26 protein-coding genes and 1 tRNA gene are annotated in these 26,683 nt (G+C 73.9%); 16 read left to right on the forward strand and 11 right to left on the reverse strand.

The window, feature by feature from the left end; all coding sequences use genetic code 11:
* Positions 1-53: 53 nt before the first annotated feature.
* Positions 54-740 carry a hypothetical protein gene (locus tag CP969_RS18175; protein WP_026085078.1) on the reverse strand — a complete coding sequence of 229 codons (687 nt, stop codon included), beginning with the start codon at positions 738-740 and terminating at the stop codon, positions 54-56.
* Between the two features lie 146 nt (positions 741-886).
* Between CP969_RS18175 and CP969_RS18180 the strand changes: the two genes are divergently transcribed.
* On the forward strand, positions 887-2,311 hold the full coding sequence (locus CP969_RS18180; RefSeq protein ID WP_171817493.1) for an alpha,alpha-trehalose-phosphate synthase (UDP-forming): 1,425 nt from the start codon (positions 887-889) through the stop codon (positions 2,309-2,311).
* Between the two features lie 65 nt (positions 2,312-2,376).
* Positions 2,377-3,291 carry a trehalose-phosphatase gene (gene otsB, locus CP969_RS18185; RefSeq protein ID WP_016825685.1) on the forward strand — a complete coding sequence of 305 codons (915 nt, stop codon included), beginning with the start codon at positions 2,377-2,379 and terminating at the stop codon, positions 3,289-3,291.
* 294 nt (positions 3,292-3,585) lie between these two features.
* Here the strand turns inward: otsB and CP969_RS18190 are convergent, their stop codons facing one another.
* Together CP969_RS18190 and CP969_RS18195 are read right to left on the reverse strand one after the other, a co-directional pair.
* Positions 3,586-3,819 carry a DUF3263 domain-containing protein gene (locus CP969_RS18190; protein WP_016825684.1) on the reverse strand — a complete coding sequence of 78 codons (234 nt, stop codon included), beginning with the start codon at positions 3,817-3,819 and terminating at the stop codon, positions 3,586-3,588.
* Between the two features lie 46 nt (positions 3,820-3,865).
* A complete protein-coding gene (locus tag CP969_RS18195) occupies positions 3,866-5,173 on the reverse strand; it encodes an extracellular solute-binding protein (RefSeq protein ID WP_099156160.1) in 1,308 nt (435 codons plus the stop codon).
* Between the two features lie 114 nt (positions 5,174-5,287).
* On the opposite strand from CP969_RS18195, the gene CP969_RS18200 reads away from it, so the two are divergent.
* From CP969_RS18200 to CP969_RS18210, 3 genes are all read left to right on the forward strand, one after another.
* Positions 5,288-6,208 (forward strand): ROK family protein, encoded by a 921-nt coding sequence (locus CP969_RS18200; RefSeq protein WP_051044521.1) that lies wholly within the window; start codon positions 5,288-5,290, stop codon positions 6,206-6,208.
* Positions 6,208-7,356, forward strand: coding sequence for an N-acetylglucosamine-6-phosphate deacetylase (gene nagA / locus CP969_RS18205; protein WP_004986551.1), 1,149 nt, complete (start codon positions 6,208-6,210; stop codon positions 7,354-7,356). The genes CP969_RS18200 and nagA overlap by 1 nt, the downstream gene beginning before the upstream one ends.
* 118 nt (positions 7,357-7,474) lie before the next feature.
* Positions 7,475-8,404: a 1-phosphofructokinase family hexose kinase gene (locus tag CP969_RS18210; protein WP_004986549.1), complete on the forward strand. Its 930-nt coding sequence runs from the start codon at positions 7,475-7,477 to the stop codon at positions 8,402-8,404.
* Positions 8,405-8,423: 19 nt separating this feature from the next.
* Here CP969_RS18210 and CP969_RS18215 read toward each other — a convergent pair whose 3' ends face one another.
* The gene (locus CP969_RS18215) at positions 8,424-9,362 is read right to left on the reverse strand and encodes a carbohydrate-binding protein (protein WP_016825681.1); all 939 of its coding nucleotides are present in this window, start codon (positions 9,360-9,362) and stop codon (positions 8,424-8,426) included.
* A gap of 175 nt (positions 9,363-9,537) precedes the next feature.
* Positions 9,538-11,232: a diguanylate cyclase CdgB gene (gene cdgB, locus CP969_RS18220; protein WP_016825680.1), complete on the reverse strand. Its 1,695-nt coding sequence runs from the start codon at positions 11,230-11,232 to the stop codon at positions 9,538-9,540.
* A gap of 324 nt (positions 11,233-11,556) precedes the next feature.
* On the opposite strand from cdgB, the gene CP969_RS18225 reads away from it, so the two are divergent.
* Positions 11,557-12,141, forward strand: coding sequence for a flavin reductase family protein (locus tag CP969_RS18225; RefSeq protein ID WP_004986543.1), 585 nt, complete (start codon positions 11,557-11,559; stop codon positions 12,139-12,141).
* A 78-nt stretch (positions 12,142-12,219) separates the two neighbouring features.
* A complete protein-coding gene (locus CP969_RS18230) occupies positions 12,220-12,690 on the forward strand; it encodes a GNAT family N-acetyltransferase (protein WP_016825678.1) in 471 nt (156 codons plus the stop codon).
* Positions 12,691-12,750: 60 nt separating this feature from the next.
* Here the strand turns inward: CP969_RS18230 and arfB are convergent, their stop codons facing one another.
* Positions 12,751-13,188: an alternative ribosome rescue aminoacyl-tRNA hydrolase ArfB gene (arfB, locus tag CP969_RS18235; protein ID WP_026085076.1), complete on the reverse strand. Its 438-nt coding sequence runs from the start codon at positions 13,186-13,188 to the stop codon at positions 12,751-12,753.
* Positions 13,189-13,339: 151 nt separating this feature from the next.
* On the opposite strand from arfB, the gene CP969_RS18240 reads away from it, so the two are divergent.
* Positions 13,340-13,915 (forward strand): TerD family protein, encoded by a 576-nt coding sequence (locus CP969_RS18240; RefSeq protein WP_004986538.1) that lies wholly within the window; start codon positions 13,340-13,342, stop codon positions 13,913-13,915.
* 141 nt (positions 13,916-14,056) lie between these two features.
* Here the strand turns inward: CP969_RS18240 and CP969_RS18245 are convergent, their stop codons facing one another.
* Entirely contained in the window at positions 14,057-15,448 is a 1,392-nt protein-coding gene (locus CP969_RS18245; RefSeq protein ID WP_051044519.1) for a M1 family metallopeptidase, read from the reverse strand.
* A 221-nt stretch (positions 15,449-15,669) separates the two neighbouring features.
* Between CP969_RS18245 and CP969_RS18255 the strand changes: the two genes are divergently transcribed.
* On the forward strand, positions 15,670-16,170 hold the full coding sequence (locus tag CP969_RS18255; protein ID WP_004986532.1) for a hypothetical protein: 501 nt from the start codon (positions 15,670-15,672) through the stop codon (positions 16,168-16,170).
* Positions 16,171-16,319: 149 nt separating this feature from the next.
* Here the strand turns inward: CP969_RS18255 and CP969_RS18260 are convergent, their stop codons facing one another.
* Entirely contained in the window at positions 16,320-16,997 is a 678-nt protein-coding gene (locus tag CP969_RS18260; protein WP_016825676.1) for a pentapeptide repeat-containing protein, read from the reverse strand.
* 7 nt (positions 16,998-17,004) lie between these two features.
* Here CP969_RS18260 and CP969_RS18265 point away from each other — a divergent pair, with 7 nt between their 5' ends.
* From CP969_RS18265 to CP969_RS18275, 3 genes are all read left to right on the forward strand, one after another.
* Entirely contained in the window at positions 17,005-18,300 is a 1,296-nt protein-coding gene (locus tag CP969_RS18265) for an FAD-dependent oxidoreductase (protein ID WP_354000976.1), read from the forward strand.
* Between the two features lie 61 nt (positions 18,301-18,361).
* Positions 18,362-19,336, forward strand: coding sequence for a zinc-binding dehydrogenase (locus tag CP969_RS18270; protein WP_004986527.1), 975 nt, complete (start codon positions 18,362-18,364; stop codon positions 19,334-19,336).
* Positions 19,337-19,369: 33 nt separating this feature from the next.
* Positions 19,370-20,266, forward strand: coding sequence for an aminoglycoside phosphotransferase family protein (locus CP969_RS18275; RefSeq protein WP_016825675.1), 897 nt, complete (start codon positions 19,370-19,372; stop codon positions 20,264-20,266).
* Positions 20,267-20,320: 54 nt separating this feature from the next.
* Here CP969_RS18275 and CP969_RS18280 read toward each other — a convergent pair.
* Positions 20,321-20,394, reverse strand: a tRNA-Thr gene (locus CP969_RS18280).
* Positions 20,395-20,479: 85 nt separating this feature from the next.
* On the reverse strand, positions 20,480-20,893 hold the full coding sequence (locus CP969_RS18285; RefSeq protein WP_016825674.1) for a DUF3224 domain-containing protein: 414 nt from the start codon (positions 20,891-20,893) through the stop codon (positions 20,480-20,482).
* A 93-nt stretch (positions 20,894-20,986) separates the two neighbouring features.
* Between CP969_RS18285 and CP969_RS18290 the strand changes: the two genes are divergently transcribed.
* The 4 genes from CP969_RS18290 to CP969_RS18305 all read left to right on the forward strand — a co-directional run bounded on the left by CP969_RS18290 (position 20,987) and on the right by CP969_RS18305 (position 24,849).
* Positions 20,987-21,958: a helix-turn-helix transcriptional regulator gene (locus CP969_RS18290; RefSeq protein ID WP_026085074.1), complete on the forward strand. Its 972-nt coding sequence runs from the start codon at positions 20,987-20,989 to the stop codon at positions 21,956-21,958.
* A 231-nt stretch (positions 21,959-22,189) separates the two neighbouring features.
* Positions 22,190-23,278 carry an ABC transporter ATP-binding protein gene (locus CP969_RS18295; protein WP_004986521.1) on the forward strand — a complete coding sequence of 363 codons (1,089 nt, stop codon included), beginning with the start codon at positions 22,190-22,192 and terminating at the stop codon, positions 23,276-23,278.
* A gap of 220 nt (positions 23,279-23,498) precedes the next feature.
* Positions 23,499-23,954 (forward strand): hypothetical protein, encoded by a 456-nt coding sequence (locus tag CP969_RS18300; protein ID WP_004986519.1) that lies wholly within the window; start codon positions 23,499-23,501, stop codon positions 23,952-23,954.
* A gap of 163 nt (positions 23,955-24,117) precedes the next feature.
* The gene (locus CP969_RS18305) at positions 24,118-24,849 is read left to right on the forward strand and encodes a nucleotidyltransferase family protein (RefSeq protein ID WP_004986517.1); all 732 of its coding nucleotides are present in this window, start codon (positions 24,118-24,120) and stop codon (positions 24,847-24,849) included.
* A gap of 103 nt (positions 24,850-24,952) precedes the next feature.
* On the opposite strand, the gene CP969_RS18310 is transcribed toward CP969_RS18305, so the two are convergent.
* Positions 24,953-26,659 (reverse strand): DoxX family membrane protein, encoded by a 1,707-nt coding sequence (locus CP969_RS18310; protein WP_078495389.1) that lies wholly within the window; start codon positions 26,657-26,659, stop codon positions 24,953-24,955.
* Positions 26,660-26,683 lie beyond the last annotated feature (24 nt).

Genomic DNA, 26,683 nt, shown 5'->3' on the forward strand with positions numbered 1-26,683 from the left:
GGGACGTCCCGCGTCGGCCGGGGACGTCCCGCGTCGGCCGGGGACGTCCCGGGTCAGCCGGGGACGCCGTCCGACCAGCGCCAGCGGCCGGCGGAGTCCTGAGCGCACGTCAGGTACTCGCCGCCGCGGCCGTGGGTGCTCAGGCCCCGGTGCGCGGCGGCGCAGAACTGGCCGTCGGCGTAGCAGTTGCCCGCGGGACTGGTCAGCTCGCAGACGCCCGTGCCGGTGCCCGTGCCGCCGGGGCCCTCCGTCCGCGCCGGCTTCGGGGTCGGGGTCGGCTTCGGGGTGTGCAGCAGGCGCCCGGCGCAGTCGCGGCCGTCCCGGGGGACGGTGAACGTCACGCCGTCGAAACCGTCGGTCTGCTCGCAGACCTTCTCCGTCGCGGCCCAGGTGGAGGCCGCCCGTCCGGTGCCCTGGAGCCGGACGGTGTGGTCGACGTCGGCCTTCTCGGCCGCGCGCACGGCCGTTCCGATGCTGCGGCCGGTGAAGTCCGGCAACGTGACGGGCGTCGGGGCCGGGGTGGGGGTGGCGGTCGGGCTCCCGGTGCCGTCGGACGCCTCGGGGGACGCCTCGGGGGACGCCTCGGGCGCGGAACCGGCGCTGCCCGGCGTGGCGGTGACCGCCGCGGGCCGTCCGTCCGCCTCCGTGCCGCCGTCCGCGTCGCCGCAGCCGGCCAAGGTCAGTGCGAAGGCCCCGACCAGCGCCGCCGCACCGACGGATCCGCGCATGCGTATGCGCATGGCGCCCACCCCCCCGAAAAGTTGAAATGCGCACCACACATCCTCAGGTCGTTCACAGCTTCCGCACAAGAGGTGTGGCCCACATCGCCTCCGAGGTGACGCACCGGGACGTTTGAGGCTTCCGGGACCGGGCTAGGTTGAGGCGTATGGCTTCCACGCAGGCTGCTCAGGGTGCTCAGGTGCTGGTCGCGTCGAATCGCGGTCCCGTTTCGTACACGGTGGACGAGGACGGTTCGCTGCGGGCCAGAAGGGGTGGCGGCGGGCTGGTGTCCGGACTGTCGGCGATCGGCCCGGACGCGGGGGCGCTGTGGGTGTGCTCGGCGCTGTCCGACGGCGACCGCGAGGCCGTGCGGCGCGGGGTCGGCGAGGACGGCGTGCGGATGCTGGACGTCCCGGCGGACGTGCACGCCGACGCGTACAACGGGATCGCCAACTCGGTGCTGTGGTTCGTGCACCACATGCTGTACCAGACCCCGCTGGAGCCGGTCTTCGACGCGGAGTTCCGGCGGCAGTGGGCGTCCTACGAGACGTACAACCGCGCCTTCGCCGAGGCGCTGGCCGAGGAGGCGGCGCCGGGGGCGGCGGTGCTGGTGCAGGACTACCACCTGACGCTGGTCCCCGGGATGCTCCGCGAGCTCCGCCCCGACCTGCGGATCGGCCACTTCTCGCACACGCCGTGGGCGCCGCCGGAGTACTTCCGGATGCTGCCCGACGACATCGCCGGGCAGGTGCTGCGCGGGATGCTGGGCGCCGACCGGCTGGGCTTCCTCACCCACCGCTGGGCGGACGCGTTCACCGCGTGCTGCGAGCGGTTCGTGGGCGGCCTCGGGGACACCCGGATCGGCGTGCACGGGCTGGGGGCCGACGCGGACTTCCTGCGCGCCCGGTCCCACGAGGCGGACGTGAAGGAACGGATGGCCGCGCTGCGGGAGGAGATCGGCGCGGCTCCCGACGGCGGTGCGCGCAAAGCGATCGTCCGGGTCGACCGGACCGAGCTGTCGAAGAACATCGTGCGCGGTCTGCTGGCGTACCGGCAGCTGCTGGAGGACCACCCCGAGTGGCGCGAGCGGGTCGTGCACGTCGCCTTCGCCTACCCCTCCCGGCAGGACCTCGCCGTGTACCGCGACTACACCGCCGAGGTGCAGCGGGTCGCCGCGGAGATCAACGAGCGGTACGGGACGCCGGGCTGGCGGCCGGTCGCGCTGCACGTCAAGGACGACTTCGCGCGCTCGCTGGCCGCGTACCGGCTGGCGGACGTGGCCCTGGTCAACCCCGTCCGCGACGGCATGAACCTGGTCGCCAAGGAGATGCCGGTCGTCTCCGACGCGGGCTGCGCGCTGGTGCTGTCGCGGGAGGCGGGCGCCCACGAGGAGCTGGGCGAGGACGCGATCACCGTCAACCCGTACGACGTCGTCGACACGGCGCGCGCCCTGCACGAGGCCCTGACCATGGGTCCGGCGGAGCGGACCGAGCGCAGCAAGCGCCTGGCCGCGGCGGCGACCGCGCTGCCGCCGGCCCAGTGGTTCCTGGACCAGCTGAACGAGCTGCGGGACGGGACGGCGTCCGGCTGAACCGGATCGCCGACATGGCCGGTCACACAGGCGTACGGGCGCCGGGACGTGGATAGGTTGGCGACATGGGCAGCCATACGGATTCCACGGACCCCCACGCGCAGGAGCCGAAGGCCACGGGCCCGGACACCACGGACCCCGGTGCCGCCGACGGCCTGCCGACGCCTGCCACCCGGGCCGGGCGGGAAGGGCTGGAGGCACTTCTCGCGCGGCCGGAGAGTGCGCTGATCGGCCTGGACTTCGACGGGACGCTCGCGCCGATCGTGCCCGACCCGGAGCAGGCCCGCGCGCACCCCGACACGGTGCCCGCGCTCGCCGCGCTCGCCCCGAAGGTGGCGGCCGTCGCGGTCGTCACCGGACGGCCACCCGGAGTGGCCGTGCGGCACGGCGGCTTCGCGGGCGTGCCCGGTCTGGAGCACCTGGTCGTCCTCGGCCACTACGGGGCCGAGCGCTGGGACGCGGCGACCGGCACGGTCACCGCGCCCGCCCCGCACCCCGGTGTCGCCGCCGTCCGCGCGGAACTGCCGGGGCTGCTCGACCGGGTCGGCGCGTGGCAGGGCACCTGGATCGAGGAGAAGGGCCGGGCGGTGGCCGTCCACACCCGCAGGGCCGCCGACCCCCAGGCTGCCTTCGAGGCGCTGCGCGAGCCGCTGACCGACCTCGCCACCCGGCACGGCCTGATCGTCGAGCCCGGCCGCATGGTCCTGGAGCTGCGTCCGCCCGGCATGGACAAGGGCGTCGCCCTGATGGAGTACGCCCGCGAGATCGGCGCCCGGTCGGTCCTGTACGCCGGTGACGACCTGGGCGACCTGCCCGCCTACGCCACCGTCGACAAGCTCCGCTCCGACGGCGTCCCCGGCCTGCTGGTGTGCAGCGGCAGCGACGAGGTCACCGAGCTGAGGGAACGCTCGGACCTGGTGGTCGACGGTCCGGCGGGGGTCGTGCAACTGCTCCGGACCCTGGCGGCACGCATCGGCTGACCGGACACCGGCCGACCGGCACGGCCCGGCCGGGCAGGGACGGCCGGCCGGCGCCGGACGTGGACCGCTGCGGGCAGGCCCCCGGAGCCGCGGCCCGCAGCGGGACGGCCGGTACGGGCGGCGTGCGGGACGGCCGGCCCCGGGCCGCGTCGGGAAAGCCGGGAAGGGCGCCCGCCGGACGGGCGCCGCGCGCACGCACCGCCGGAGGCGGGCCGCCGGGGCCGGCCCGGTGGCCGGACCGCGGGTCAGCGCCGGGCGCCGCCGGAAGGCCGGGCGCCACCGCAAGGCCCGCCGTCAGCGCTGCGCGCGGCGGGCCTCCCGGACGCGGCGCAGGCGGTTGACCGTCACCGGGTCGTGGGCCAGGGCGCGCGGGTCGTCGAGCAGGGCGTTGAGGAGCTGGTAGTAGCGCACCGGGGCCAGGCCCAGTTCCTCGCGTATCGCCCGTTCCTTCGCGCCGGGGCCGGAAAAGCCACGGCGCTCCAGCGCGAGGATGTCCTGTTCGCGCCGCTGCAGCCGTTCCTCGTCCATGCCCCGCACGGTAGCCCCCGGCACCGACAGCCGGGCCCCGCGGGGCCTACTCCGCGCTCTCCGCCCGCACGGCCGTCGCCTGGAGCCCGCCCAGGACGCCCGCCGGGCTGCCGCCCGGGGCGACCGCCTTGCCGATCTGCCGCTTGATCTCCGCGCTGACCGCCGCCCAGGAGGTGGTGCCGACCGGGTAGTGCTCCGAGGTCGGCAGCTGGTCCAGGAAGGGCTTGAGGTGCTTGTCCCGCGCGGACCCGCTCATCGTCCGGGACGCGGAGTTGGTGACCGGCAGCAGGTCGTACTCGCGGGAGAAGTCGAGCACGTTCTTCTCGCTGTAGACGAAGTCGAGGAAGTCGCCGATCTCGTCGCGGTGGCCGTTCTCCTTGAAGGCCATCATCCAGTCGGCGACGCCGAGCGTGGGCCGGCTGTCGCCGTCGGCCGTCGGCGTCGGCACCATGCCGAAGTCCACGCCCTTCTTCTCGGCCATCTCCATCAGCGTGGGATGGCCGTTGAGCATGCCGACGTCACCGGCGGCGAACGCGGCGAACGCGTCGGCCCGGTCGAGCTTGCCGGGGGCGACCGGGCCGGTCAGGCCCTTGCCGACCAGCTCGTTCTTCAGCCAGTTGAACGTCTCGACGTTCTCCGCGGAGTCGAGGGCGTACGTGCCCATCATGTCGGTGTAGCCGCCCTCGCCGCTGAGCAGCCACTGCATGGTCTCGGCCTGTGCCTCCTCCTTGCCCAGCGGCAGCGCGTAGGGGTACTTCACGCCCTCGGCATCGAGCACCTCGGCGTTCGCGGCGAGCTCGTCCCAGGTCGTCGGCGGGGTGAGGTCGGCCTCGGCGAACAGCTTCTTGTTGTAGAACAGCACGCGCGTGGAGGAGGCGAAGGGCATGCCGTACTGGATGCCGTTGACCTGGCCCGCCGTGGCGAGCTGGGTGAGGAAGTCCGCCTGCACGGGGATGGAGAGCAGGTCGTCCGCCTTGTAGAGCATGTCGTCGGCCGCGTAGTCGGCGTACGCGCCGATCTGCGCCAGGTCCGGCGGGTCGCCCGCGTCGACCATCTCCCTGACCTTGCGGTCGACGTCGGTCCAGGAGTGGACGCGGACGTCGATCTTCACGCCGGGGTGGTCGGCCTCGTAGCGCTCGACCAGGTCGGCCCAGTACTTCTTGGAACTGGTGGCCGCGCTGTTGCCGTAGTCGGCCGCGACCAGTCTCAGGGTCACGTCGGAGGAACCGTCGCCGCCGCATCCGCCGAGGACTCCCGTCAGTCCCAGTGCGGACACCACCGCGATCGCCCTTGTCCTGACCCGCCGCTGCACTCTTCCCGCCCCAAACCGGCGCCTCGCGCCGTCCGACAACATTCCGATAATCGGAACAAGGTCTACACCACGCAAGTGGACTAGACCTCTCCCGGGTCCCCGGGCCACACTGTCCCCGTGAGACATGTCATCGCCCTCGACGTGGGCGGCACCGGGATGAAGGCCGCCCTGGTCGGGGCGGACGGCACGCTGCTGCACCGGGCCCGCCGGTCCACCGGCCGCGAACGCGGCCCGGACTCCGTGGTCGCGGACATCCTCGACTTCGCCGCCGACCTGCGCGCCCACGGCATCGAGCACTACGGCGAACCCGCCCGCGCCGCCGGCGTCGCCGTCCCCGGGATCATCGACGAGGCGGAGGGCGTCGCCGTCTACTCGGCCAACCTCGGCTGGCGCGACGTCCCGCTGCGCGCACGGCTCACCGAACGGCTCGGCGTCCCCGTCGCCCTCGGCCACGACGTGCGCGCCGGCGGGCTCGCCGAGGGCCGGATCGGAGCGGGCCGGGGCACCGACCGGTTCCTGTTCGTGCCGCTGGGCACCGGCATCGCGGGCGCCATCGGCATCGACGGCCGGGTGGAGGCGGGCGCGCACGGCTTCGCGGGCGAGATCGGCCACATCGTCGTACGGCCCGGGGGCGCCCCCTGCCCGTGCGGTCAGCGCGGCTGCCTGGAACGGTTCGCGTCCGCGTCGGCGGTGAGCGAGGCGTGGGCGGCGGCCTGCGGCGACCCCGGTGCGGACGCGGCCGACTGCGCCGAGGCCGTCGCGGCCGGGGACGCCCGGGCCCGCGCGGTGTGGCAGGAGGCGGTGGACGCGCTGGCCGACGGGCTGGTCACCGCGCTCACCCTGCTGGATCCGCGCACGCTGATCATCGGTGGCGGGCTGGCCGAGGCGGGGGAAACGTTGTTCACACCACTGCGGGAGGCCGTCCGGCGGCGGGTCACCTTCCAGAAGCTGCCGTCCCTGGTCCCCGCGGCGCTCGGGGACACCGCCGGATGCCTGGGCGCGGGACTCCTCGCCTGGGATCTCCTCGAAACCGCCGGTTCCCCGGCCCCTTCAGCCCCCTCGGAGGTAACCGCCTGATGGCCCCCACCAAGGTTCTCACCGGTGCCCGGGTGGTCCTGCCCACCGGCACCGTGGACGACGGCCGCGTGATCGTCGACGGCACGCGGATCGCCGCTGGGGGGTCGCCCGGGAACGCCGAGGTGATCGACCTCTCCGGCCACTGGCTGCTCCCCGGCTTCGTCGACCTCCACAACCACGGCGGCGGGGGGGCGTCCTTCACCTCCGGGACGGTCGACGACGTCCTGCGGGGCATCCGCACCCACCGGCTGCACGGCACCACCACCCTGGTCGCCTCCACCGTCACCGGCGACATGGACTTCCTCTCCCGGCGCGCCGGCCTGCTGTCCGAGCTGGCCGAGCAGGGCGAGATCGCGGGCATCCACTTCGAGGGGCCGTTCATCTCCCCGTGCCGCAAGGGCGCGCACTCCGAGCGGCTGCTGCGCGACCCCGACCCGGCGGAGGTCCGCAAGCTCCTCGACGCGGCGCGCGGGCACGCGAAGATGGTCACGCTCGCCACCGAGCTGCCGGGCGGCATCGACTCCGTACGCCTGCTGGCCGAGCACGGCGTGATCGCGGCCGTCGGCCACACGGACGCCACCTACGAGCAGACCGTGCAGGCCATCGAGGCCGGCGCCACGGTCGCCACCCACCTCTTCAACGCGATGCCGCCCCTCGGCCACCGCGCCCCCGGCCCCATCACGGCCCTGCTGGAGGACGAGCGGGTCACGGTCGAGCTGATCAACGACGGCACGCACCTGCATCCGGCCGCGCTGCAACTGGCGTTCCACCACGCGGGCGCCGGGCGGGTCGCGTTCATCACGGACGCGATGGACGCGGCCGGCTTCGGCGACGGCCGCTACATGCTCGGCCCGCTGGAGGTGGAGGTCGCGGACGGCGTGGCCCGGCTGGTGGAGGGCGGCTCCATCGCGGGCTCGACGCTCACCCTGGACCGCGCCCTCCAGCGGGCGGTCACGGTCGACGGGCTGCCGGTGGAGGACGCGGTCGCGGCCCTGTCCGCGAACCCGGCGCGGCTGCTGGGCATGGACGACCGGATCGGCTCCCTGGAGCCCGGGAAGGACGCCGACCTGGTGGTCCTGGACGCGGACTTCGCCCTCAAGGGCGTGATGCGCCGGGGTGAATGGGTGGTCGATCCCCAACCGGCCTGATTCGTCCCGCAGTCGGAGGAGGGCGGCCGGTCCCGGGGGTGGGCCGGCCGCCGTCTCTTTGGCATGATCGTGCCCCCGGAGCGCACCGCGGACGCAGGCAAAAGGGGAGGTCGGCACGGTGATCCTCACGGTCACGCTGAACACCGCTCTCGACATCACCTATCGCGTGCCGTCCCTGCGGCCGCACGCCTCCCACCGGGTCTCCGAGGTGACGGAGCGCCCCGGCGGCAAGGGGGTCAACGTGGCCCGGGTGCTCGCGGCGCTCGGCCACGAGGTGACGGTCACCGGTTTCGCGGGCGGCACCACGGGCCGGATCCTGCGGGACCGGCTCACCGGGACCCCGGGCGTGCGGGACGCGCTGGTCCCGGTGTCCGGCACCACCCGGCGCACCATCGCCGTGGTCGACGAGCGCTCCGGGGGGACCACCCAGCTCAACGAGCCCGGCCCGACGATCGGCCCCGCCGAGTGGTCCGCCTTCCAGGAGGCGTACGGGGACCTGCTGGCCTCGGCCTCGGCGGTGGCCCTGTGCGGCAGCCTGCCCCCGGGCGTCCCGGTCGGCGCCTACGCCTCACTGGCCCGCATCGCCCGGGCGGCCGGGGTGCCGGTCCTGCTGGACACCAGCGGGGCGGCGCTGCGCCGCGGGGTCGCCGGGCGCCCCGACGTCCTCAAGCCGAACGCCGAGGAACTGGCCGAGCTCACCGGCTCCCACGAGCCGCTGCGCGCCACCCAGGACGCCCGCCGCCGCGGCGCCGGCACGGTGGTCGCCTCCCTGGGCCCGGAGGGCGTCCTCGCGGTGACCCCCGAGGGCCGCTGGCGCGCCACCCCGCCGGCCCACCTGCACGGCAACCCCACGGGCGCCGGCGACTCCCTGGTCGCGGGCCTGCTCGCGGGCCTGGTGGAACACCTGCCGTGGCCGGACCGCCTGACCCGCGCGGTCGCCCTGTCGGCGGCGACGGTGCTGTCCCCGGCGGCCGGCGAGTTCGACCGGGCGGCCTACGAGGACCTGCTGGGCCGGGTCGCGGTGACGGCGGAGGCGAGCGCGGCCTGAGGCCGGCCCGCCGGCCGTGCTACTTGGTGACCTGGCCTTCCTTCAGCCAGAGCTGGTCCAGCAGGACGTTGCACTTGTCGCCGTCGTTGCAGGAGACCGAGATCGTGTTGGTGCCCTTGTTGAGGGTGGGCCAGGCGTAGGTCTTGGTCCAGCCCTTGGAGAAGTCGCCGTCCTCGGCGCGGGCCCAGTTGTCCATGTTCAGCTTGTTGCCGAACTCCTTGCCGTTGACGGTGAGCGTCATCGACTGGGGCTCGTCGGTGGTGCTGTAGCGGACGAAGACGGTGTAGGCGCCGTCCTTCGGGATGTCGTCGACGGTCCAGGTGACCGAGGCGCCCGGCTGGTTGAGGTTGGCCACGTAGATGCCGCCGTCGGACTGCGCGCCCTCGACGTCCGACGCGAGGGAGGCCGTTCCGCCCAGGCGGAGCGCCTTCGCGTCGATCGTCGGCAGCTCGGCCTTCTCCTCCTGCTCGCCGGCGCTGCTGCTCGCCGTCGGGCTCGGCTCGCTGGTCTGGGACTGGGTCGGAGTGCCGTCCGCCTGGTCGTCGCCGCCCTTGTCCTCGTCGTCACCGCTGATCATGGCCACGCCGATGCCGATCACGACCGCGGCGACCACCGCGATCGCGCCGATGAGCAGGACCTTGGTGTTCGGGCCGCGGCCCCGGCCGCCGTGACCGCCGCGGCCCGGCTGCGGCGACTGGGCGGTGGCGCCGGGCAGCGTCTCCGGGGCGGCGTAGTGCGCGTTCGGCTGGCCGTAGACGCCCTGCTGCGGCGGTGCCTGGGGAGCGGACCCCTGCTGGCCGTACTGACGGGTCCCGACCGGCCGCACCCGGTTGACCGAGTTCGGGTAGCCGTAGCCCCCGGACGGCGGCTGGGCTCCGTTGGCCTGGCCGTCGGCGTAGAGGTAGCCGAACGGGTCGTCGTCCTCGGGCGTGCTCGCGCCGTTGTTGCCGGGCGTCATCCCTTGGTGCTCCTAGGTGCGGATCGGATGCGGTACGAGTGTGAGCAGGGCGAGCCTACCTTCCCCCCACCCCGGATTCACTCGAACGGGGGGTCCCGCACCGGGTGGTCCGAACCGGTGAGACGGCCCGCATCCTTCCCTTGACCTGCGGTTCACCCCGCATGCGACCCGCCGTTCACCCCGCACGCCTGTGCTGTTTGGGACGAGATCGTTTCTCGACGTACATCCGCTCGTCGGCGGACTTCAGCACCTCGTCCGCCGTCATGCCGCAGTGGGCCCACCCGATGCCGAAACTGGCCCCGACGCGCACGGCCCGGCCCTCGGCCCGGATGGGCTGGATGATCTCGTTGCGCAGCCGTACGGCGAGGTCCTGGGCGTCGGCCCGGCCGAGCCCGTCGGCGAGGATCACGAACTCGTCGCCGCCGAGCCGGGCGACGGTGTCGCCGTCGCGGACGCCGTTGCCGAGCCGGCGGGCGACCTCGATGAGCACCGCGTCACCCGCGTTGTGCCCGAACCGGTCGTTGATCGACTTGAAGCCGTCGAGGTCGCAGAAGAGCACCGCGAGCCCCTTGGAGCCGTCGTCGGACTCCTCGGTGGGGGCGATGGTGTGCACGTGGTGGTCGTACGCGTCGGCGCCGGGCGGGAAGTCGAAGTCGTGGCCGCGGTCGAAGACGGGCGGGCCCTGGGCGGCGTCCTGGGAGCCGTAGGAGTCGAAGGAGTCGAAGGACTCGTAGGGGGCCAGGGAGTCGACGGCGGCGGGCACGCCCTGCGGCGGCTGCCGGCACAGCCGGGCGGAGAGCCGGGCGCGCAGTTCGGCGGAGTTCGGCAGGCCGGTGAGGGAGTCGTGGGAGGCGCGGTGGGCGAGCTGGAGCTCGCGGCGCTTGCGCTCCTCGATGTCCTCGACGTGGGTGAGCAGGAAGCGGGGCCCGTCGGCGGCGTCGGCGACCACGGAGTTGCGCAGGGACACCCAGACGTAGCTGCCGTCGCGGCGGCCCAGGCGCAGCTCGGCGCGCCCGCCCTCGGCGGAGGTGCGGAGCAGGGTGCCTATGTCCTCGGGGTGGACGAGGTCGGAGAAGGCGTAGCGGCGCATCGCGGAGGCGGGACGGCCGAGCAGCCGGCACAGGGCGTCGTTGGTGCGCAGGATCCGGCCGTGCTGGTCACCGCCCATCTCGGCGATGGCCATGCCGGAGGGGGCGTACTCGAAGGCCTGCCGGAAGCTTTCCTCGCTGGCGCGCAGCGCCTGCTGCTCGCGCTCCAGGCGGACCAGGGCGCGCTGCATGTTGGCACGTAGACGCGCGTTGCTGATGGCGATGGCGGCCTGGAAGGCGTACATCTGGAGCGCCTCGCGGCCCCAGGCGCCGGGCCGGCGGCCGTTGCGCGGGCGGTCCACGGAGAGCACCCCGAGCAGTTCGCCGGAGGTGCCGCCGCCCTGCGGGCCGGGTGCGTACATCGGGGCGAAGAGGCGGTCGGAGGGGTGCCACTCGTCCTCGAAGCGGGGCGCGGGCCCGTCGGTGTACCACTGCGGGACGTCGTCGTCGTCGAGGACCCAGCCCTCGGTGTGGGGGATGAAGATCAGGTCGCCCCAGCGCTCGCCCATGGTCAGGCGGCGCTCCCAGGACTCGCGCGAGCCGACCCGGCCGGTGATGAGGGCCTCGGCGGCGGGGTTGCCGGCGAAGGCGGCGACGACCAGGTCGCCGTCGGCGCGTACGAGGTTGACGCAGGCCAGCTCGTACGCGAGGGCGTTCACGACGCCGTCGGCGACGGTCTGCAACGTGTCCGCCAGGCTGCGTGCCGTGTTCAACGCGGCCATGACCTCGTGCAGTTGTCGCAGGGACGCAAGACGGACGTAGGGTTCCGAGTCGGTCTCCATCCTCGCCCTCCCCCCGAGACCTCGGAGTGAATCAAGGGTTGTCTTCGGCGCCTTTCCCGATGGTGCCCCGGCAGCTTCCCGCCACTGAATCACAGCGCGCTGCTCACTCGGTACACAGGGTCAACAATTCCCGTCCCTTGTGACTCAAGTCACAGCCAAACGTGAACAATTACGCGGCCTTTCCAGAGTTTTCCGTGCATACGCCGAACGCGTCCTTCACGGCGGTTGCGCACGGTTCGCGCACGGGTCGGCCGCTGGTCCTAGGTCCTCGCTCGGGCCGGGGCCCGATGCGGCGGGTGTGAAGCGGAGATTAGCGTTTCCGGTGTGCCGAACACTCCAGCCACCCCCTCCGCGATCACCTCCGTGCCCGCCGCCCGGCATGCTGAGGGGGTGAGCAACGACGAGTTCCGCGCCGCCATGTCCCGGCTGGCCTCCGGTGTGGTCCTGGTGACCGCGCAGGAGCCGCCGCTGGACCCGGACGACCCCCGGGCGCCGGCCGGCGAGGACGCCGGCATGACGGCGACCGCGTTCCTGTCGGTCTCCCTGGACCCGCCGCTGGTGCTGGTCAGCCTGCGCGAGGGCTCCCGCATGGACGACCTGCTCGACGAACAGCCCCTGTGGGCGGTGTCCGTGCTGTCCGAGAGCCAGCGGCACATCGCGGGCCGCTTCGCGATGAAGGGCCGCCTCAGCGACCGCCTCCTCTTCGAGGACATCCCGTACGTCCGGGGCGAGTACACCGGGGCGCCGCTGGTGGGCGGTGCGCTGGCGACCCTGGAGTGCCGCACCGAGCAGCGGGTGACCGCCGGGGACCACACCCTGGTGATCGGCCGCGTCCTGACGGCCCGGCTGCCGAGCGCGGGCGGGGAACCGCTGATGTATTTCCGCGGCCGTTACCGGCAGTTGGGCTGAACGCCGACCGCCGGCGCCCGCTTTTCCGGACGTGAAATCCCTTTTGCCGAACGGGATTTCCGACCCTAGGGTGCCCGAATGACGACGACCGCGCCCCGCCTGGAAGAGGTCACCGCCGAAAACCTCGACGCCGCCCTCGGCGTACGGGTCCGCCCCGACCAGGAACACGCGGTCGCGCCGGTGGTGAAGTCCCTCGCCGAGGCCTACGTCCACCCCGGCACCGCCTGGCCCCGGCTGATCGTGGACGGCGACCGCGCGGTCGGCTTCCTGATGGCCTTCTTCGACCTCGACTGGCACGACGACGGCGGCAGCGTCGTCCGCTCCGGTCTGTGGCGGCTAAACATCGCCGCCGGCGAGCAGGGCAAGGGGTACGGCCGCTTCGCCGTGGAGTCGGTGGCCGCCGAGATCCGCCGCCGCGGCGGCAAGGAGCTCCACGTCACCTGGCACCCCGGCCCGTCCGGCCCGGAGGGCTTCTACCTGGGCCTGGGCTTCCGCAGGAACGGTGAGGTCGTCGGGGGCGAGACGGTGGGCGTGCTGGAGCTGGGGTGACCACCCGCCGGGACCGCCCGGGCCCCGGGGCGCCCGGGCGTTCCGCACCGGCCGGTCCGGTCAGCCCCAGTCGCGCGCGGAGCGCCCCCGCTTGGTCTCCGAGCGGCGCTTCTTCTCCCGCAGCCGGCGCTCGTTGATGCCGCGCGGGACACGGGTCGGCCTGCGGGGCCGGGGCGGCGGCGCGGTGGCCTCGGCGAGCAGGGCCGCCAGACGCACGGCGGCGGCCTCGCGGTTGCGCCACTGGGAGCGGTGCTCGGAGGCGCGGACGGTGACGACGCCCCCGACCAGCCGCCCGGCCAGCCGCTCGAGCGCCCGCTGCTTCCACACCTCGGGCAGCGCCTCCGTCCGGGCGAGGTCGAACCGGAGTTCGACCTGTGAGTCGCTGGTGTTCACGTGCTGCCCGCCGGGCCCCGAGGAGCGCGAGAAACGCCACATGAGCTCGGCCTCGGGCAGGGAGACGGAGCCGCGGACGGGATAGGGACCGGACATACCCTCCATGTTCCCGCCCCTGACCGGTCCACGTCACCCGAATAAGTCGCGTAAAGAAAGTAAAGGGACCCGGAACCCCGCGCCCCCCTCTCCGCGTTCAAGGGGATGGCTGTAGCTTCAGCTTCTGGCCGTACGCACACGAGGGAAGGGACTCCCAACAATGGCTGTAAGCCTGTCCAAGGGTGGCAACGTCTCGCTCACCAAGGAGGCTCCGGGCCTGACCGCCGTCACCGTGGGCCTCGGCTGGGACGTCCGCACCACCACCGGCACGGACTTCGACCTCGACGCGTCGGCCATCGCGGTCAACGCCCAGGGCAGGGTCTACTCGGACGCCCACTTCGTGTTCTTCAACAACAAGCAGACCCCGGACAACTCCATCGTCCACACCGGCGACAACCGCACGGGTGAGGGCGCCGGCGACGACGAGGCGATCAACGTCAACCTGGCCGCGCTCCCGGCCGACATCGACAAGATCGTCTTCCCGGTGTCGATCTACGACGCCGAGAACCGCAGCCAGAACTTCGGCCAGGTGCGCAACGCCTACATCCGCATCGTCAACCAGGCCGGCGGCGCCGAGATCGCCCGCTACGACCTGTCGGAGGACGCGGCCACCGAGACCGCCATGGTCTTCGGCGAGCTGTACCGCAACGGCGCGGAGTGGAAGTTCCGCGCGGTCGGCCAGGGCTACGCCTCGGGCCTGGTCGGTATCGCCCAGGACTTCGGCGTGAACGTCTGACGGACGCCCCGTCCGGGCCCCCGCGGAAGCGGGGGCCCGGACCGCCTCCAGCCGCCGGGGTGGTGCGCTCGCCCGTCGTCGTCGACGCGGGGCGCGGGGCGCCCCCGGCCGGACAGGGCGGACGCGGACGGCGGCGGGGTGTCAGGGCCGCCGCGGCTTCCCCTCCCCGTACAGCCAGTCCGCCCAGATCCCCCCGAAGTCCTTCCGAGGGGCCGACTCCTCCACGTACGCCGTGAAGTCGTCGGTGTCCGCGTTGCCGTGGCGGTACTTCTCCGCCCAGCCCTTCAGGAGGGCGCGGAACGGGCCGTCGCCGACCGTCTGCCGGATCTTGTGCAGGACCATCGCGCCGCGCTGGTAGACGGGGACGCCGGAGATGTGCGCCGCGTCGGGCGGCCGGGCCGGCGGGAACGACCAGAGCTCCTCGTCCGACCCCGCCTCGTCGAAGTAGGTGCCCGCGTACAGCGCGTCGAAGGTCCGCTGCGCGGTGTCCCCGCCGTGCTCCTCCTCCCACAGCCACGTCGCGTACGTCGCGAAGCCCTCGTTGAGCCACATGTCCCGCCACGTCTTCGGGGTCACGGAGTCGCCGTACCACTGGTGGGCGATCTCGTGGACCAGCAGCTCGGTGGAGGGGGCCCCGGGGAAGACGGGGCGGTTCTGGGTCTCCAGGGCGTACCCGGCGTCCCCGGGGCGTTCCACGATCGCGCCCGTGGAGGAGAAGGGGTACGGGCCGAAGGTCCGCTCGCCCCACTCCACGACCTCGCCGAGCCGTGCCAGGACCGCGCGGCTCGCCTTGGCCTGGTCCGGGTCGACCGCCGTGTACACGGGCAGACCGCCGGCGGTCGTGGTGCGCTCGACGTCGTACCTGCCGAGGGCGAGCGTGGCGAGGTAGCTCGCCATCGGCTCGGTGGTGCGCCAGCGGTACGTCGTACGGTCCCCCTTCGTCTCCTCACCGGCCGGCTCCCCGTTGGACACCGCCCGCAGCCCCTTCGGCACGGTCACCGCGAGGGTGTAGGTCGCCTTGTCGGAGGGGTGGTGGTTGCCGGGGAACCACGCCATCGACCCCGTGGGCTGCCCCAGGGCCAGCGCGCCGTCGGCGGTGCGCAGCCAGCCCTCCTCGGAGCCGTCCGGGTCGGTGACGGTCACGGGGGCGCCGGAGTAGCGGACGGTGACGCGGAAGCGCGCGCCGCGGTCGATCCCCTCGCGCGGGCGGACCGTCAGTTCCTGGCCGTCGCGGTACCGGCGCGCGCTCACGCCGTCGACGGTGACCTTCCCGACGTCCAGGCCCTTGAGGTCGAGGTTCAGCGCGGAGAGGTCCCGGGTCGCCCGGGCGGTGAGCGTCGCGGTGCCGGTCAGGTGGTGGGTGCCGGGGTCGTAGGCGAGGTCGAGGGCGTAGTGGGTGACGTCGTAGCCGCCGTTGCCCGCCTTCGGGAAGTACGGGTCGCGGACACCGCTCGTGCCGGGAGCGCCGCCGACGACGCCGCCACCGCCGCACGCGGTCGCCGTCACCGCCGTGACGACGGTGAGCAGGGCCAGGGAGGCCGCGGTGGTCGCGGTGGTCGCGGTGGTCGCGGTGGTCGCGGTGGTCGCGGTGGTCGCGGTGGTCGCGGTGGGGGGACGGTGCCGCCGGGAGCGGCGGAGGCGAGGGGAGCGGTGGAGGCGGTGGGGGCGCACGCCGTGATCCTAGGGAGGCGCGGCGCCGTCTCCGGCCAGGCACCCGTGCGGGCGAACCCGCCGTGTCGTGACACCATCGCTCCGTGCTCGACATCGGCTACGCCCTCTCCCACCGCTTCCCCGACCCGCCGCAGACCGACTACCGCCGCGCGGACGTCCACGCCCTGCGCCACGACCTGTTCTGCGGCGACGTCTACCTCGCCGACACCGAGTCGGACCGCGAGGTGTCCACAGCCTGGGGATGGGTGCCGGTGCTCGACTTCGCCTGGGCGCTGTGCGACATCGTGGAGCGCGTCGACCGGGACCCGGCGGGCTCCAGGGCCTCCCGTCCCCAGCGGGCCGAGCTGGACTTCACCGAGTCCACCGACCGCCTGCTCTTCGAGCGCCGCTTCGGCTGGGTGGACATCGAGGCGGAGTGGCTGCCGGCCGCCGAGCCCCCGCTGACCTTCTCCCACGCCGAACTCCGCCGCGAGGCCCGCGACTTCCTGCACGACCTGATCGCCGACCTGATCGACATGCACGAGGACCTCGGCGAGAACCCGGCCATCTGGACCCTCCAGGCCCGCTATCCCCGCCTGCCGTGACCCGGGATCCCCGCCCGGCATGATCCGGGATCCCCGCCCGGCGTGACCCGGGAGCGCGTGCGCCGCCCCCGCCGCCCGCTCGTTCCTCCCCCGCTCCCCCGCTCGTTCTTCCTCCCGCTCCCCCGCTCACTCCTCCGTCCGCCCCCCGCTCATCCCTCCACCCGGATCCCCGACGCCGCCGCGAGCACCGGCGCCAGGTCCAGCAGCTGCGCCGTGCTGATCACCGCTCCCGCCAGCCGGTCCACGCCCCGCGCGATCTCCAGCGGCACGGCCCCGCGCAGGTCCACGTCCACCAGCGTGGCGCCGGTGAGGTCCGCCCCCTTCAGCGCGCAGTCCACGAACTCCACCCGCTCCAGCCGGGCCCCGCCGAAGTCCGGCTCGACCAGGACGCAGCCCTCGAACACCACGTCCTTGAGCCGGGCCGAGCGCAGGTTCAGGAAGTCGATCTTGCCGCCCCGGATCAGCACCCGCTCCAGCACCGCCCCGTGCAGTTGCGTCCCCCCGAGCCGCGCGTCGGTCACCTCCACGTCCCGCAGGGTGGCCTCGGCCAGGTTCGTGCCCACTCCCCGGACGCCGGCGAGGACCGAGTCCAGCACCCGCGCCCGGGACAGCCGCGTCCCGTCCAGCGCGCACCCCGTCAGCGCGCAGTCCATGAAGCGCGCCCCCGCGCCGTTCTCCCCGGTGAGGTCCGTCTCGCGGAACTCCAGTCCGTCGTAGTCCCCGTCCGGCTCCAGTCCGCCTCCCTCGAACCGCTCCAGGGCGGGCAGCCCCGGCTCGGGCCGCCGCGCCCTCTTCGCTCCCGTACCGCCCGCCGCTCTCCTCGCCATGCCCCTCATGCTGCACCCCGCCACTGACAACCCTCCCGGCCTGCGCGAACCCCGCGCATGTCACATCCCGGGGCCCTCGACGGGTCGTAACGACGGACATCGAAAGCGACCCGAGCAAGCCCGAGCAAGGGAGACCCCAGCCATGCACCGCATCACCGTCGTCGGCGGCGGATTCGCCGGACTCACCGCGGCCGTCGCCGCCGCCGAGGCAGGCGCCGAGGTCACCGTCCACGAGGCCCACCACACCCTCGGCGGCCGGGCCCGCACCGCCGAGGGCCCGTACCGGACGAACGAGGGGCCGCACGCCCTCTACAACGGCGGCCCGCACTGGTCCTGGCTCCGCCGGCGCGGCCTCATCGGACCGCTCGCCCCGCTCCCGCCCCTGGAGGTCGCCCGGATGCGGCTGCGCCACCGGGGCGCGCTGCGCCGCACCCCGCCCCTCTCGATGCTGAAGCTGCTGCTCCGCGGCGGCGCGCAGGCGCCCGTCGACACCGACTTCCTCACCTGGGCCACCGGAATCGCCGGCGAGGAGGCCGCGCGGGCCGCCGCGCACTACTCCGCGGTCGCGCTGTTCCACCACGACCCGGGCTCCCTGTCCGCCGCGTTCGTCCAGGAACGCCTGCGCCGCGCCACCAAGCTGCCCCCGGAGGCGCGCTACCCGCGCGGCGGCTGGGGCGGGCTCGTCGACCGGATGGCCGCCCGCGCCCGGAACCTGGGCGTGCGGATGGAGACCCTGTCCCGCGTCGACACCCTGCCCACCGACACCCCGGTCGTCGTCGCCACCTCCCTCGCCGCCGCCCGCCGCCTCCTCGGCGACCCCTCGCTGACCTGGCCGAGCGGCCGCACCGTCCTCGTCGACCTCGCCGTGCGCACCCGGCGCGGGGACGCGTTCGTCGTGTCCGACCTGGACGCGCCGGGCTGGCTGGAGCGGTTCACCGCCCAGGACCGCACCCTCGCCCCGGCCGGCGAGCAACTGATCCAGGGTCAGATCCCCATCGCGCCGCACGAGTCCAGGGCCGACGGCGTCGCGCGCGCCGAGGAACTGCTGGACCTGGGCTTCGACGGCTGGCGCGAACGGGTCACCTGGCGGCGGGCGGCGGTGGCGAACGGGCGGACCGGCGCCGTCGACCTGCCCGGGAGCAGCTGGCGCGACCGGCCCGCCGTCGACCGCGGCGACGGCGTCTACCTCGCCGGCGACCAGGTCGCCGCGCCCGGTGTGCTCTCGGAGGTGTCCTTCAACAGCGCCCTGACGGCCGTCTCCCTCGCCCTGGGCCGGCACAGGCTTGACCTCGAGCATGCTTGAGGTTGCACCGTGGGGGCCACAGCGAGCGGAACCACCCGACCGGCACCCACGGGAGACCCCTATGCACGCCATCCGCCTGCACGCCTTCGGTCCGGCCGAGAACCTCCTCCACGAGGAGGTCGAGGATCCGCGGCCGGGCCCGGGGCAGGTCCGCATCGCCGTCCGGGCGGCCGGCGTCCATCTGCTGGACACGGCCCTGCGGCAGGGCCTGCGGGGTCCCGCGCCGGCCCCGGCCGCCCTGCCGACCGTTCCCGGCCGCGAGGTCGCCGGGGTCGTCGACGCCCTCGGCGAGGGCACCCCCGCCCACTGGCTCGGCCGGCGGGTCGTCGCCCACCTCGGCTTCGCCCCCGGGGGCTATGCGGAGCTGGCCGTCACCGACGCCGGCCGGCTGCACGAGGTCCCGGAGCGCCTGGACTTCGCCGCGGCCGTCGCCATGATCGGCACGGGGCGCACGGCGATGGGCATCGTGCAGTTCGCCGAGCCCGGCCCCGGCGACGTGGTCGTCGTCCCCGCCGCGGCCGGCGGCCTCGGCACCCTCCTCGTGCAGTACGCCAGGAACGCCGGCGCCACCGTCATCGGCCTGGCCGGCGGCCCCGCGAAGACGGCCAGGGTGGAGGCCGGCGGCGCCGACCTCGCCGTCGACTACACGGCCCCGGACTGGCCCGCACGGCTCGACGCCCACCGGGGCAAGGTCACCCTGGTGTACGACGGCGTGGGCGGGGACGTCGCCCGCACGGTCGTGGACCTCCTCGCCCCCGGCGGCCGGCACCTCGTCTTCGGCTGGTCGGCCCAGGGCCTCGCCGACGACAGCCCGTACCTCGTCGAGGGCGTCTCCACGAACGTCCTCGGTCCCGAGATGATGCGCAGGGCCGGTGGGGACGACCCCGTCCGCACGCTCGAACTGCGCGCCCTCGCCGAGGCCGCCGAAGGCCGGCTCGTCCCCGCCGTCCACCGCTTCCCCCTCGCCGAGGCCGCCGCCGCCCACCGCGCCCTGGAGAACCGGGGCACGACCGGAAAGGTCGTCCTCGAACCGTGAACCAGGGTGCCCCGCCCGCCGCACACGACTACCGTGCGGAAGGTGATCGACATTCCCGAGGAACTCGCCGTATTCCAGGAGAAGTTCAACAAGGAGGCGGGCCGGGCCTTCATCGCCGCCCTGCCGGACCTGGCCGCCTCCTTCCTCGACCGCTGGGACCTGCGCGTCACCGGGACGCCCCTGCACGGCATGAGCGCCCTGGTCCTCCCGGTCGACCGCGCGGACGGCACACCGGCGATGCTGAAGCTCCAGCTCCGCGACCAGGAGACCGACGGCGAACCGGTCGCGCTGCGCCTGTGGGACGGCGACGGGGCGGTCCGCCTGCTGGACCACGACGAGCCCACCGGCGTCATGCTCCTGGAACGCCTCGACGCCTCCCGCATGCTCGCGCACCGACCAGACGTCCACGAGACCGTCCTGGTGATCGCCCGCCTCCTCGCCCACCTCCACGCCACCCCCGCCCCCGCGGGCATGCGCCGCCTCGGCGACATGGCCCACGCCATGCTCGAGCGCACCCCCCGGGCCCTGGACCGCATCCCGGACCCGGCCGCCCGCCGGGTCGTCGCCGACTGTGCGGCCGCCGTGCGGGAGGTCGCCGACGAGCCCGGCGACCGCCTCCTGCACTGGGACCTGCACGACGAGAACGTCCTGGCCTCGGACCGCGCCCCCTGGCTCGCCATCGACCCCAAGCCCCTGGCCGGCGACCCCGGGTTCGACCTCTGGCCCGCCCTGGACAACCGCTTCGACGCCGACGACATCGGCTGGCGCTTCGACGCCATGACCGACGTCCTCGGCCTGGACCGCGAGCGGGCGCGCGCGTGGACGTACGGGAGGGTGCTGCAGAACTGCCTGTGGGAGATCGAGGACGGCCGCCCCCTGGAGGACCGCGACCTGGAGATCGCCCGCCGCCTGCGCCGCCACGGGGCATGAAGACCCGGGTCATGAAGGACCCGGGCCGGGAAGGCCCGGCCCGGGTTCCACCGGAGCCCCCTGTCGGATTCGAACCGACGACCTACGCATTACAAGTGCGTTGCTCTGGCCATCTGAGCTAAGGAGGCATCGCGCGGCGCGCGCGAGGGCGGCTCCACTGTACACAGAGCCGCTTTCGCGGGGCCACGCATGTGCGGGAGGAGGCCCGTCCGTTCACTCCAGCCCGTACGCGAAGGTGTACGGCACCTTCGTCTCCCCGTGCCGGTAGGTGAACCCGCCCGTGCCGCGCAGCCCCGTCAGTTCCCCGGTGCCCGAGCCCTCGACGACCTCGAAGGAGCAGTGCACGGTGCCGTCCTGCGCGAAGTGCCCGCGCTCCTCCAGCACGAAGGTCCCCTCCCGCCCGTCGACGCGGCCGACGACGAGTTCCATCCCCGCGAAGGTGCCGGTCGTCCCGGTCAGGTAGGCGATCGTGTAGTCGCAGGTCGTGGCCCCGGACTCGATGCCGCCCGAGAACGCGTTGGTGACCGTGGCGTGCGCGAGCCGGGGGCTGTCGCCCTCGGGGGTGACGGGGCTCTCCTTCCAGTCGGCGAAGGTGAAGTGGCCGGTGGTGGTCCGGGTGGTGGGCATGGGTGTCCCCTTCTGGTGCGGGTCCGGCTGATGCGTCCACCCTTCCGCCCGTACCTGACACCTCCTGTCAGGTACGTGGGGAGAATGGGCCCCATGCGTGCCGACCGGCTCCTCTCCCTGCTCCTGCTGCTGCAGAACCGCGGCCGGATGACCGCCTCCGAACTTGCGGCGGAACTGGAGGTGTCGGTGCGCACCGTCTACCGGGACATCGAGGCGCTCGGCGCGTCCGGGGTACCGGTCCGGGCGGAGCGCGGACCGGAGGGCGGCTACCGCCTGGTGGAGGGGTACCGCACACGGCTGACCGGACTGACCGACGCGGAGGCCGGTTCACTGTTCCTGGCCGGGCTGCCGGGACCGGCCGGGGAACTGGGCCTGGGTGCCGTCCTGGCGAGCGCCCAGCTGAAGGTGGAGGCCGCCCTCCCGGGCGGCCCGGCCGGACAGGCGCGGCGGGTGCGCGAGCGGTTCCACCTGGACGCGCCGGCCTGGTTCCGGGACGCCGACCCCGTGCCGCACCTGGAGTCCGTCGCGCGGGCGGTGTGGCAGCAGCGGGTGCTGCGCACCCACTACCGGCGCTGGCGCGGCGAGGTGCACCGCGAGGTGTGCCCGCTGGGTCTCGTGTTGAAGGGCGGCATCTGGTACCTGGTGGCGCTGGCGCAGGACGCCGTGCGCACCTACCGGGTGTCGCGCTTCCGGACGGTGGAGGAGACGGGCGAGGAGTTCACCCGTCCGGCCGGCTTCGACCTGGCCGCGTACTGGACGGAGTCCTCCCGGCGCATGGAGGCGGCGCGGCACCAGGGCACCGCCCGACTGCGGCTCTCCCCGCGCGGGCGGAAGCTGCTGCCGATGCAGTTCGGGGCGGCGGGGACCCGGGCGCTCGCAAAGGCGGGGCCGCCGGACGACGAGGGGTGGGTCGAGGTGGAGCTGTCCGTCGAGTCGGAGGCGGTCGCGACCGGCGACCTGCTCCGGCTGGGCGTCGAGGCGGAGGTGCTCGGTCCGGAGGAGTTGCGGCGGGCGGTCGCGGCGGCCGTGGCGGTGCTGGCGGACCGGTACGCGACCGACCGGTGACCCCGCGCCGGGCCGAACGGGCCCCGTCCGCTACGGAGCCGTCCCCTCGGCGCTCGAAAGTTTCCGCGGAATTCACAACCCGGGAGGTGCTGACAGACCAGGTGAACGCCAGGTACCGTCCTGTGCCAGTTCACCCCTGTGGACTACACCACAACGGAACACCCGTAGTGGCACCACCTTCCTACTCGGATCGTCCGGCACGTTCCTGCCGGTAGAAGGGGACCATTCACCATGGCCACTGTCACGTTCGACAAGGCGACCCGGATCTACCCGGGTTCCACCAAGCCCGCCGTCGACGCCCTCGACATCGAGATCGCGGACGGCGAGTTCCTCGTCCTGGTCGGCCCGTCCGGCTGCGGCAAGTCCACCTCGCTCCGGATGCTCGCGGGGCTCGAGGACGTCAACGGCGGCGCCATCCGCATCGGTGACCGCGACGTCACGCACCTGCCGCCCAAGGACCGGGACATCGCCATGGTGTTCCAGAACTACGCGCTCTACCCGCACATGACGGTCGCCGACAACATGGGCTTCGCGCTCAAGATCGCCGGCGTCAACAAGGCGGAGATCCGGCAGAAGGTCGAGGAGGCCGCGAAGATCCTCGACCTGACCGAGTACCTGGACCGCAAGCCGAAGGCGCTCTCCGGCGGTCAGCGCCAGCGTGTCGCCATGGGCCGCGCCATCGTGCGCGAGCCGCAGGTGTTCCTCATGGACGAGCCGCTGTCCAACCTGGACGCCAAGCTCCGCGTGTCCACCCGCACGCAGATCGCCTCGCTCCAGCGCCGCCTGGGCATCACCACCGTCTACGTCACCCACGACCAGGTCGAGGCGCTCACCATGGGCGACCGGGTCGCGGTCCTCAAGGACGGTCTGCTCCAGCAGGTCGACACCCCGCGCAACATGTACGACAAGCCCGCGAACCTCTTCGTCGCCGGCTTCATCGGCTCCCCGGCCATGAACCTGATCGAGGTCCCGATCACCGACGGCGGGGTGAAGTTCGGCAACTCGGTGGTGCCGGTCCAGCGGGACGCGCTGGCCTCCGCCACCGACAAGACCGTCACGGTCGGCGTCCGCCCCGAGCACTTCGACGTGGCCGGTGCCGACTCCGACCTGGGCGTCGAGGTCACCGTCAACGTCGTGGAGGAGCTGGGCTCCGACGCGTTCGTCTACGGCACCGCGCAGATCGGCGGCGAGGCCAAGGACGTGGTGGTCCGCGTCGGCGGCCGCGAGGTCCCGGAGAAGGGCAGCCAGCTGCACGTCGTGCCGCGGGCGGGCGAGACCCACGTGTTCTCGACCTCCACCGGCGCGCGCCTCTCCGACTGAGGCACCGGACGAAACGTACGGCTCCGGGTGATTCACCCGAGATGATGAAGAGGGGCCCCGCAGGTCGCTGCGGGGCCCCTCTCCTTGTCGACAAATACCCCGGCACAAGGGACATTTCGATCGGGGTGCGTCAACACGCACCTCGAAACCCTCCACCCCCTGTCCCTCGAACCGGTGACGGAAGGTTTCCGCCCGACTACCTGCCGCTACCCTCACACGCGTGAAGCACTCCACGAACCCTCAGACGCGACGCGGCGGGGGCCCCGCCCTCCGGATCGGCCGCACCCTCGCCTTCGTCCTGCCCGTCGTCCTGGTGCTCTCCGGGACCCTCGCGGTCGCGCGAGTCAACTGGTCGGGATCCCCCTCGAGCCCGGTGCTCACCGCCGCGGACGCCTCCGCCCCCGGCGCCTCCTCGCGCGCCGCCGCCCGCGCACCGCAGGACGTGCTGCGCGACGCGCTGCTGGTCGAACTGCAGGAGGAGGACCCGGGCGTCGCGCTCACCCACCTCCAGCAGGCCGTCGACGAGCGCCCGTCGCTGGCGAAGCACTGCGCCTCCATCGCCCGCTCCCTCGGCAAGGCCGCGGTCCGGGCGTACGGCCCCACCAAGGCCCAGTCCTACGCCCGCCCGGTCTGCGACACCTCCTTCGCGTCGGGGGTCGTCACCGCCCACCGCTGAGCGCACCGCCCGCCGCCGGGCACACGACCCGCACCGGCCGTGCCGCGCCGCGCCGGTGCGGAGGAGGCGTCACCGGCCGCACCGCGCCGGTGCGGTGGAGGCACCGCCGGTCACCGGGCCACCGGCCCCGACCGTTCGCGGGGCGCCACGTACAGTTCCGCCCATGACCGATCCGAGCGCCGCGTCCCGTCCCGTTCAAGCCGTCGTCCTGGCCGGCGGCCAAGGCTCCCGGCTTCGTCCGTACACCGACGACCGGCCCAAGCCGATGGTCGAGATCCCCGGTACGGGGACCCCGATCATCGGCCATCAGCTCTCCTGGCTCGCCGAGGAGGGCGTGACGGACGTGGTGGTCTCCTGCGGCCACCTCGCCGAGGTCCTGCAGGAGTGGCTGGAGACCGCCGACCTGCCCGTCTCCGTCACCACCGCCGTCGAGACGGAACCCCTCGGCCGCGGCGGCGGCCTGAAGCACGCCGCCGCGCACCTCCCGTACCCGGACCGCCCCTGGTACGCCACCAACGGCGACATCTGGACCCGTTTCTCGTTGCGCGACATGGCGGACTTCCACACCGAGCGGGACGCCGTCGCGACCCTCGCGCTGGCCCGTCCGCGCATCCCGTGGGGCGCGGTGCGGACGGACGGTTTCGGCCACATCACCGACTTCATCGAGGCCCCGCCGTCGACCTTCGAGATCAACGCGGGTGTGTACGTCTTCTCCCCCGGGTTCGCCGACCTGCTCCCGGAGCGCGGCGACCACGAGCGCACCACGTTCCCGCACCTGGCGCGCGAGCGCCGGCTGGCCGGTTTCCCGATCCCCCAGGGCTCCTACTGGCGGGCGATCGACACCGCGAAGGACCTGACGGAGGCGGCGAAGGAACTGGCGGCGCAGCGCCGCTGACCCGTCCTCACCGGCCCGGCCACCGCCTTCCTCACCGGCGACGGCGAAGGGGTCCCGCACCTCGCCGGTGCGGGACCCCTTCGCCGTGTGCGGGCGGGCGTCCCTATCCCAGGAGGCCGCCCACGAGACCCCGCCTCTCGGAGGAGGAGCCGCCGCTGCCGCCGCCGTCCCCGCTCGGGGCGCCGCTGCCGCTGCCGCCGGTGGTGCTGCCGCCCGAGGTCGGGCCGGAGCTGGTGCTCGGGGCCTGGTCGATCGGGGAGGACTGCTGGGGCGGCGTCTGCCCGGTGCTGCCCCGGGTCTGGCTGGGGGCACCGGTGGTGGCTCCGGTGCCCTGGGTCGCGCCGGGGCTGGTGGCTCCGGCGGACGGACCGGTCGAGCCGGACGTCGTGGCGCTCTGGCTGGGGGTGGTGGGGGCCGACGGGACGCGCTTCTCCGGTGACTCCCCGGGCTTCTGCGGGAGCGGGGAGCCGGGGAGTTCGTTGCGCGGGGCCTCTCCGGGGCCCGGGACGACCACGCGGTCGGCGTCGCGGACGGCACCGCCGAGCAGCGAGCCGACGAGCAGGGTGAGCCCGCAGACGAGGGTGGTGACGAGGGCGCCGCGGCGCAGGACGTGGCGGCGCAGGTCCCAGATGTCGGCGCGGGGGCCGAGCCGGCGCCAGGCACCGCCCGCGAGGCGGCCGTCGACGGAGTAGACGGGGGCGCCCGCGATGATCAGCGGGGACCAGGCGGCGAGGTAGATGATGTCGGGCGTCTCGTAGGCGGGGACGCTCTTCCAGCTGACGGTGACCAGCAGCGCCGCCGAGAGCAGCGCGCCGACCGCGGCCGCCACCCGCTGCCAGCAGCCGAGGACGGTCAGGACGCCGACGACGACTTGGAGGAAGGCGATGGCCAGGCCGGAGCCGACGGGGTGCTCCAGGGCGAACTGGCGCAGCGGCTCGGCGACTTCCCAGGGGTGCAGGGTGTTCAGCCACTTGACCATGGAGCCGCGCCTGCCGCCCTCGAAGTAGAGGGGGTCGCAGAGCTTGCCCATGCCGGCGTAGACGGAGATGCCGCCGAGGAAGACCCGCAGCGGGAGCAGGACGACGCCGAGGTTCATCCGGCGCCCGGGGTAGTAGGCGTGCCGGGCCGGGTCGTCGGCGTGCCGCCTGCCGCGCCGGCCGGTGTCCTCGCCCGGGAGCGTGGAGTGGGCGCCGGTGTCCTCGAACGCGTCGTCGTACGCGGAGTGACCGTAGCCGTGGCCGTCGTGGGCGAAGCCGTCGTAGGCGGGTTCGTCGTAGGCGCTGCCGACCGTGCGCAGGGGAGGCAGCAGGGGACCGTCGCCGGGCCTGCGCGGGGCGCCGACGAACGGGGTCCTGAGGGGCTGGGTGGCCGGACCGTCGTCGTGGTCGTCGTAACCGGTGCCGGGGCGGGGGATGACCCGGGTGCCGGTCCCGGTGTCGCCGAGCGGTTCGTCGGTGTGCCGGACGCCCTCGCGCCGCACGGCCTGCAGGAGCCGGTGGGCGCCGGTGTCGTCGGGGGCGGACCGGCCGCTCCAGACGACGGGACGGCGGCGGGGCGCGGCCCGGCCCGCCGCACCCATGGTGGTGACGACGGGGATGCGGGCGGTGTCCTCGGCGCCCGGGTACCGTGCGATCCGCGGCGACCGGGCGTACCGCGTCGAAGCTCCCAGCTGCACGCGGAAGCTGGCGTGATTGACGATGACCTGCGCCGGATCGCTCGGCACCTTCACCATGCTCAGCGCGGGAGCGTCGTCGAGTCCCGACGAGCGGTCCCCCGTGGGTGTGCGGGGTGTTCTGGTGTCCACACTCATCTAACCGAGTGACGTGGTGTTAGG

It is taken from the genome of Streptomyces viridosporus T7A (assembly GCF_008704515.1).
GTDB classification, from domain to species: Bacteria; Actinomycetota; Actinomycetes; order Streptomycetales; family Streptomycetaceae; genus Streptomyces; species Streptomyces viridosporus.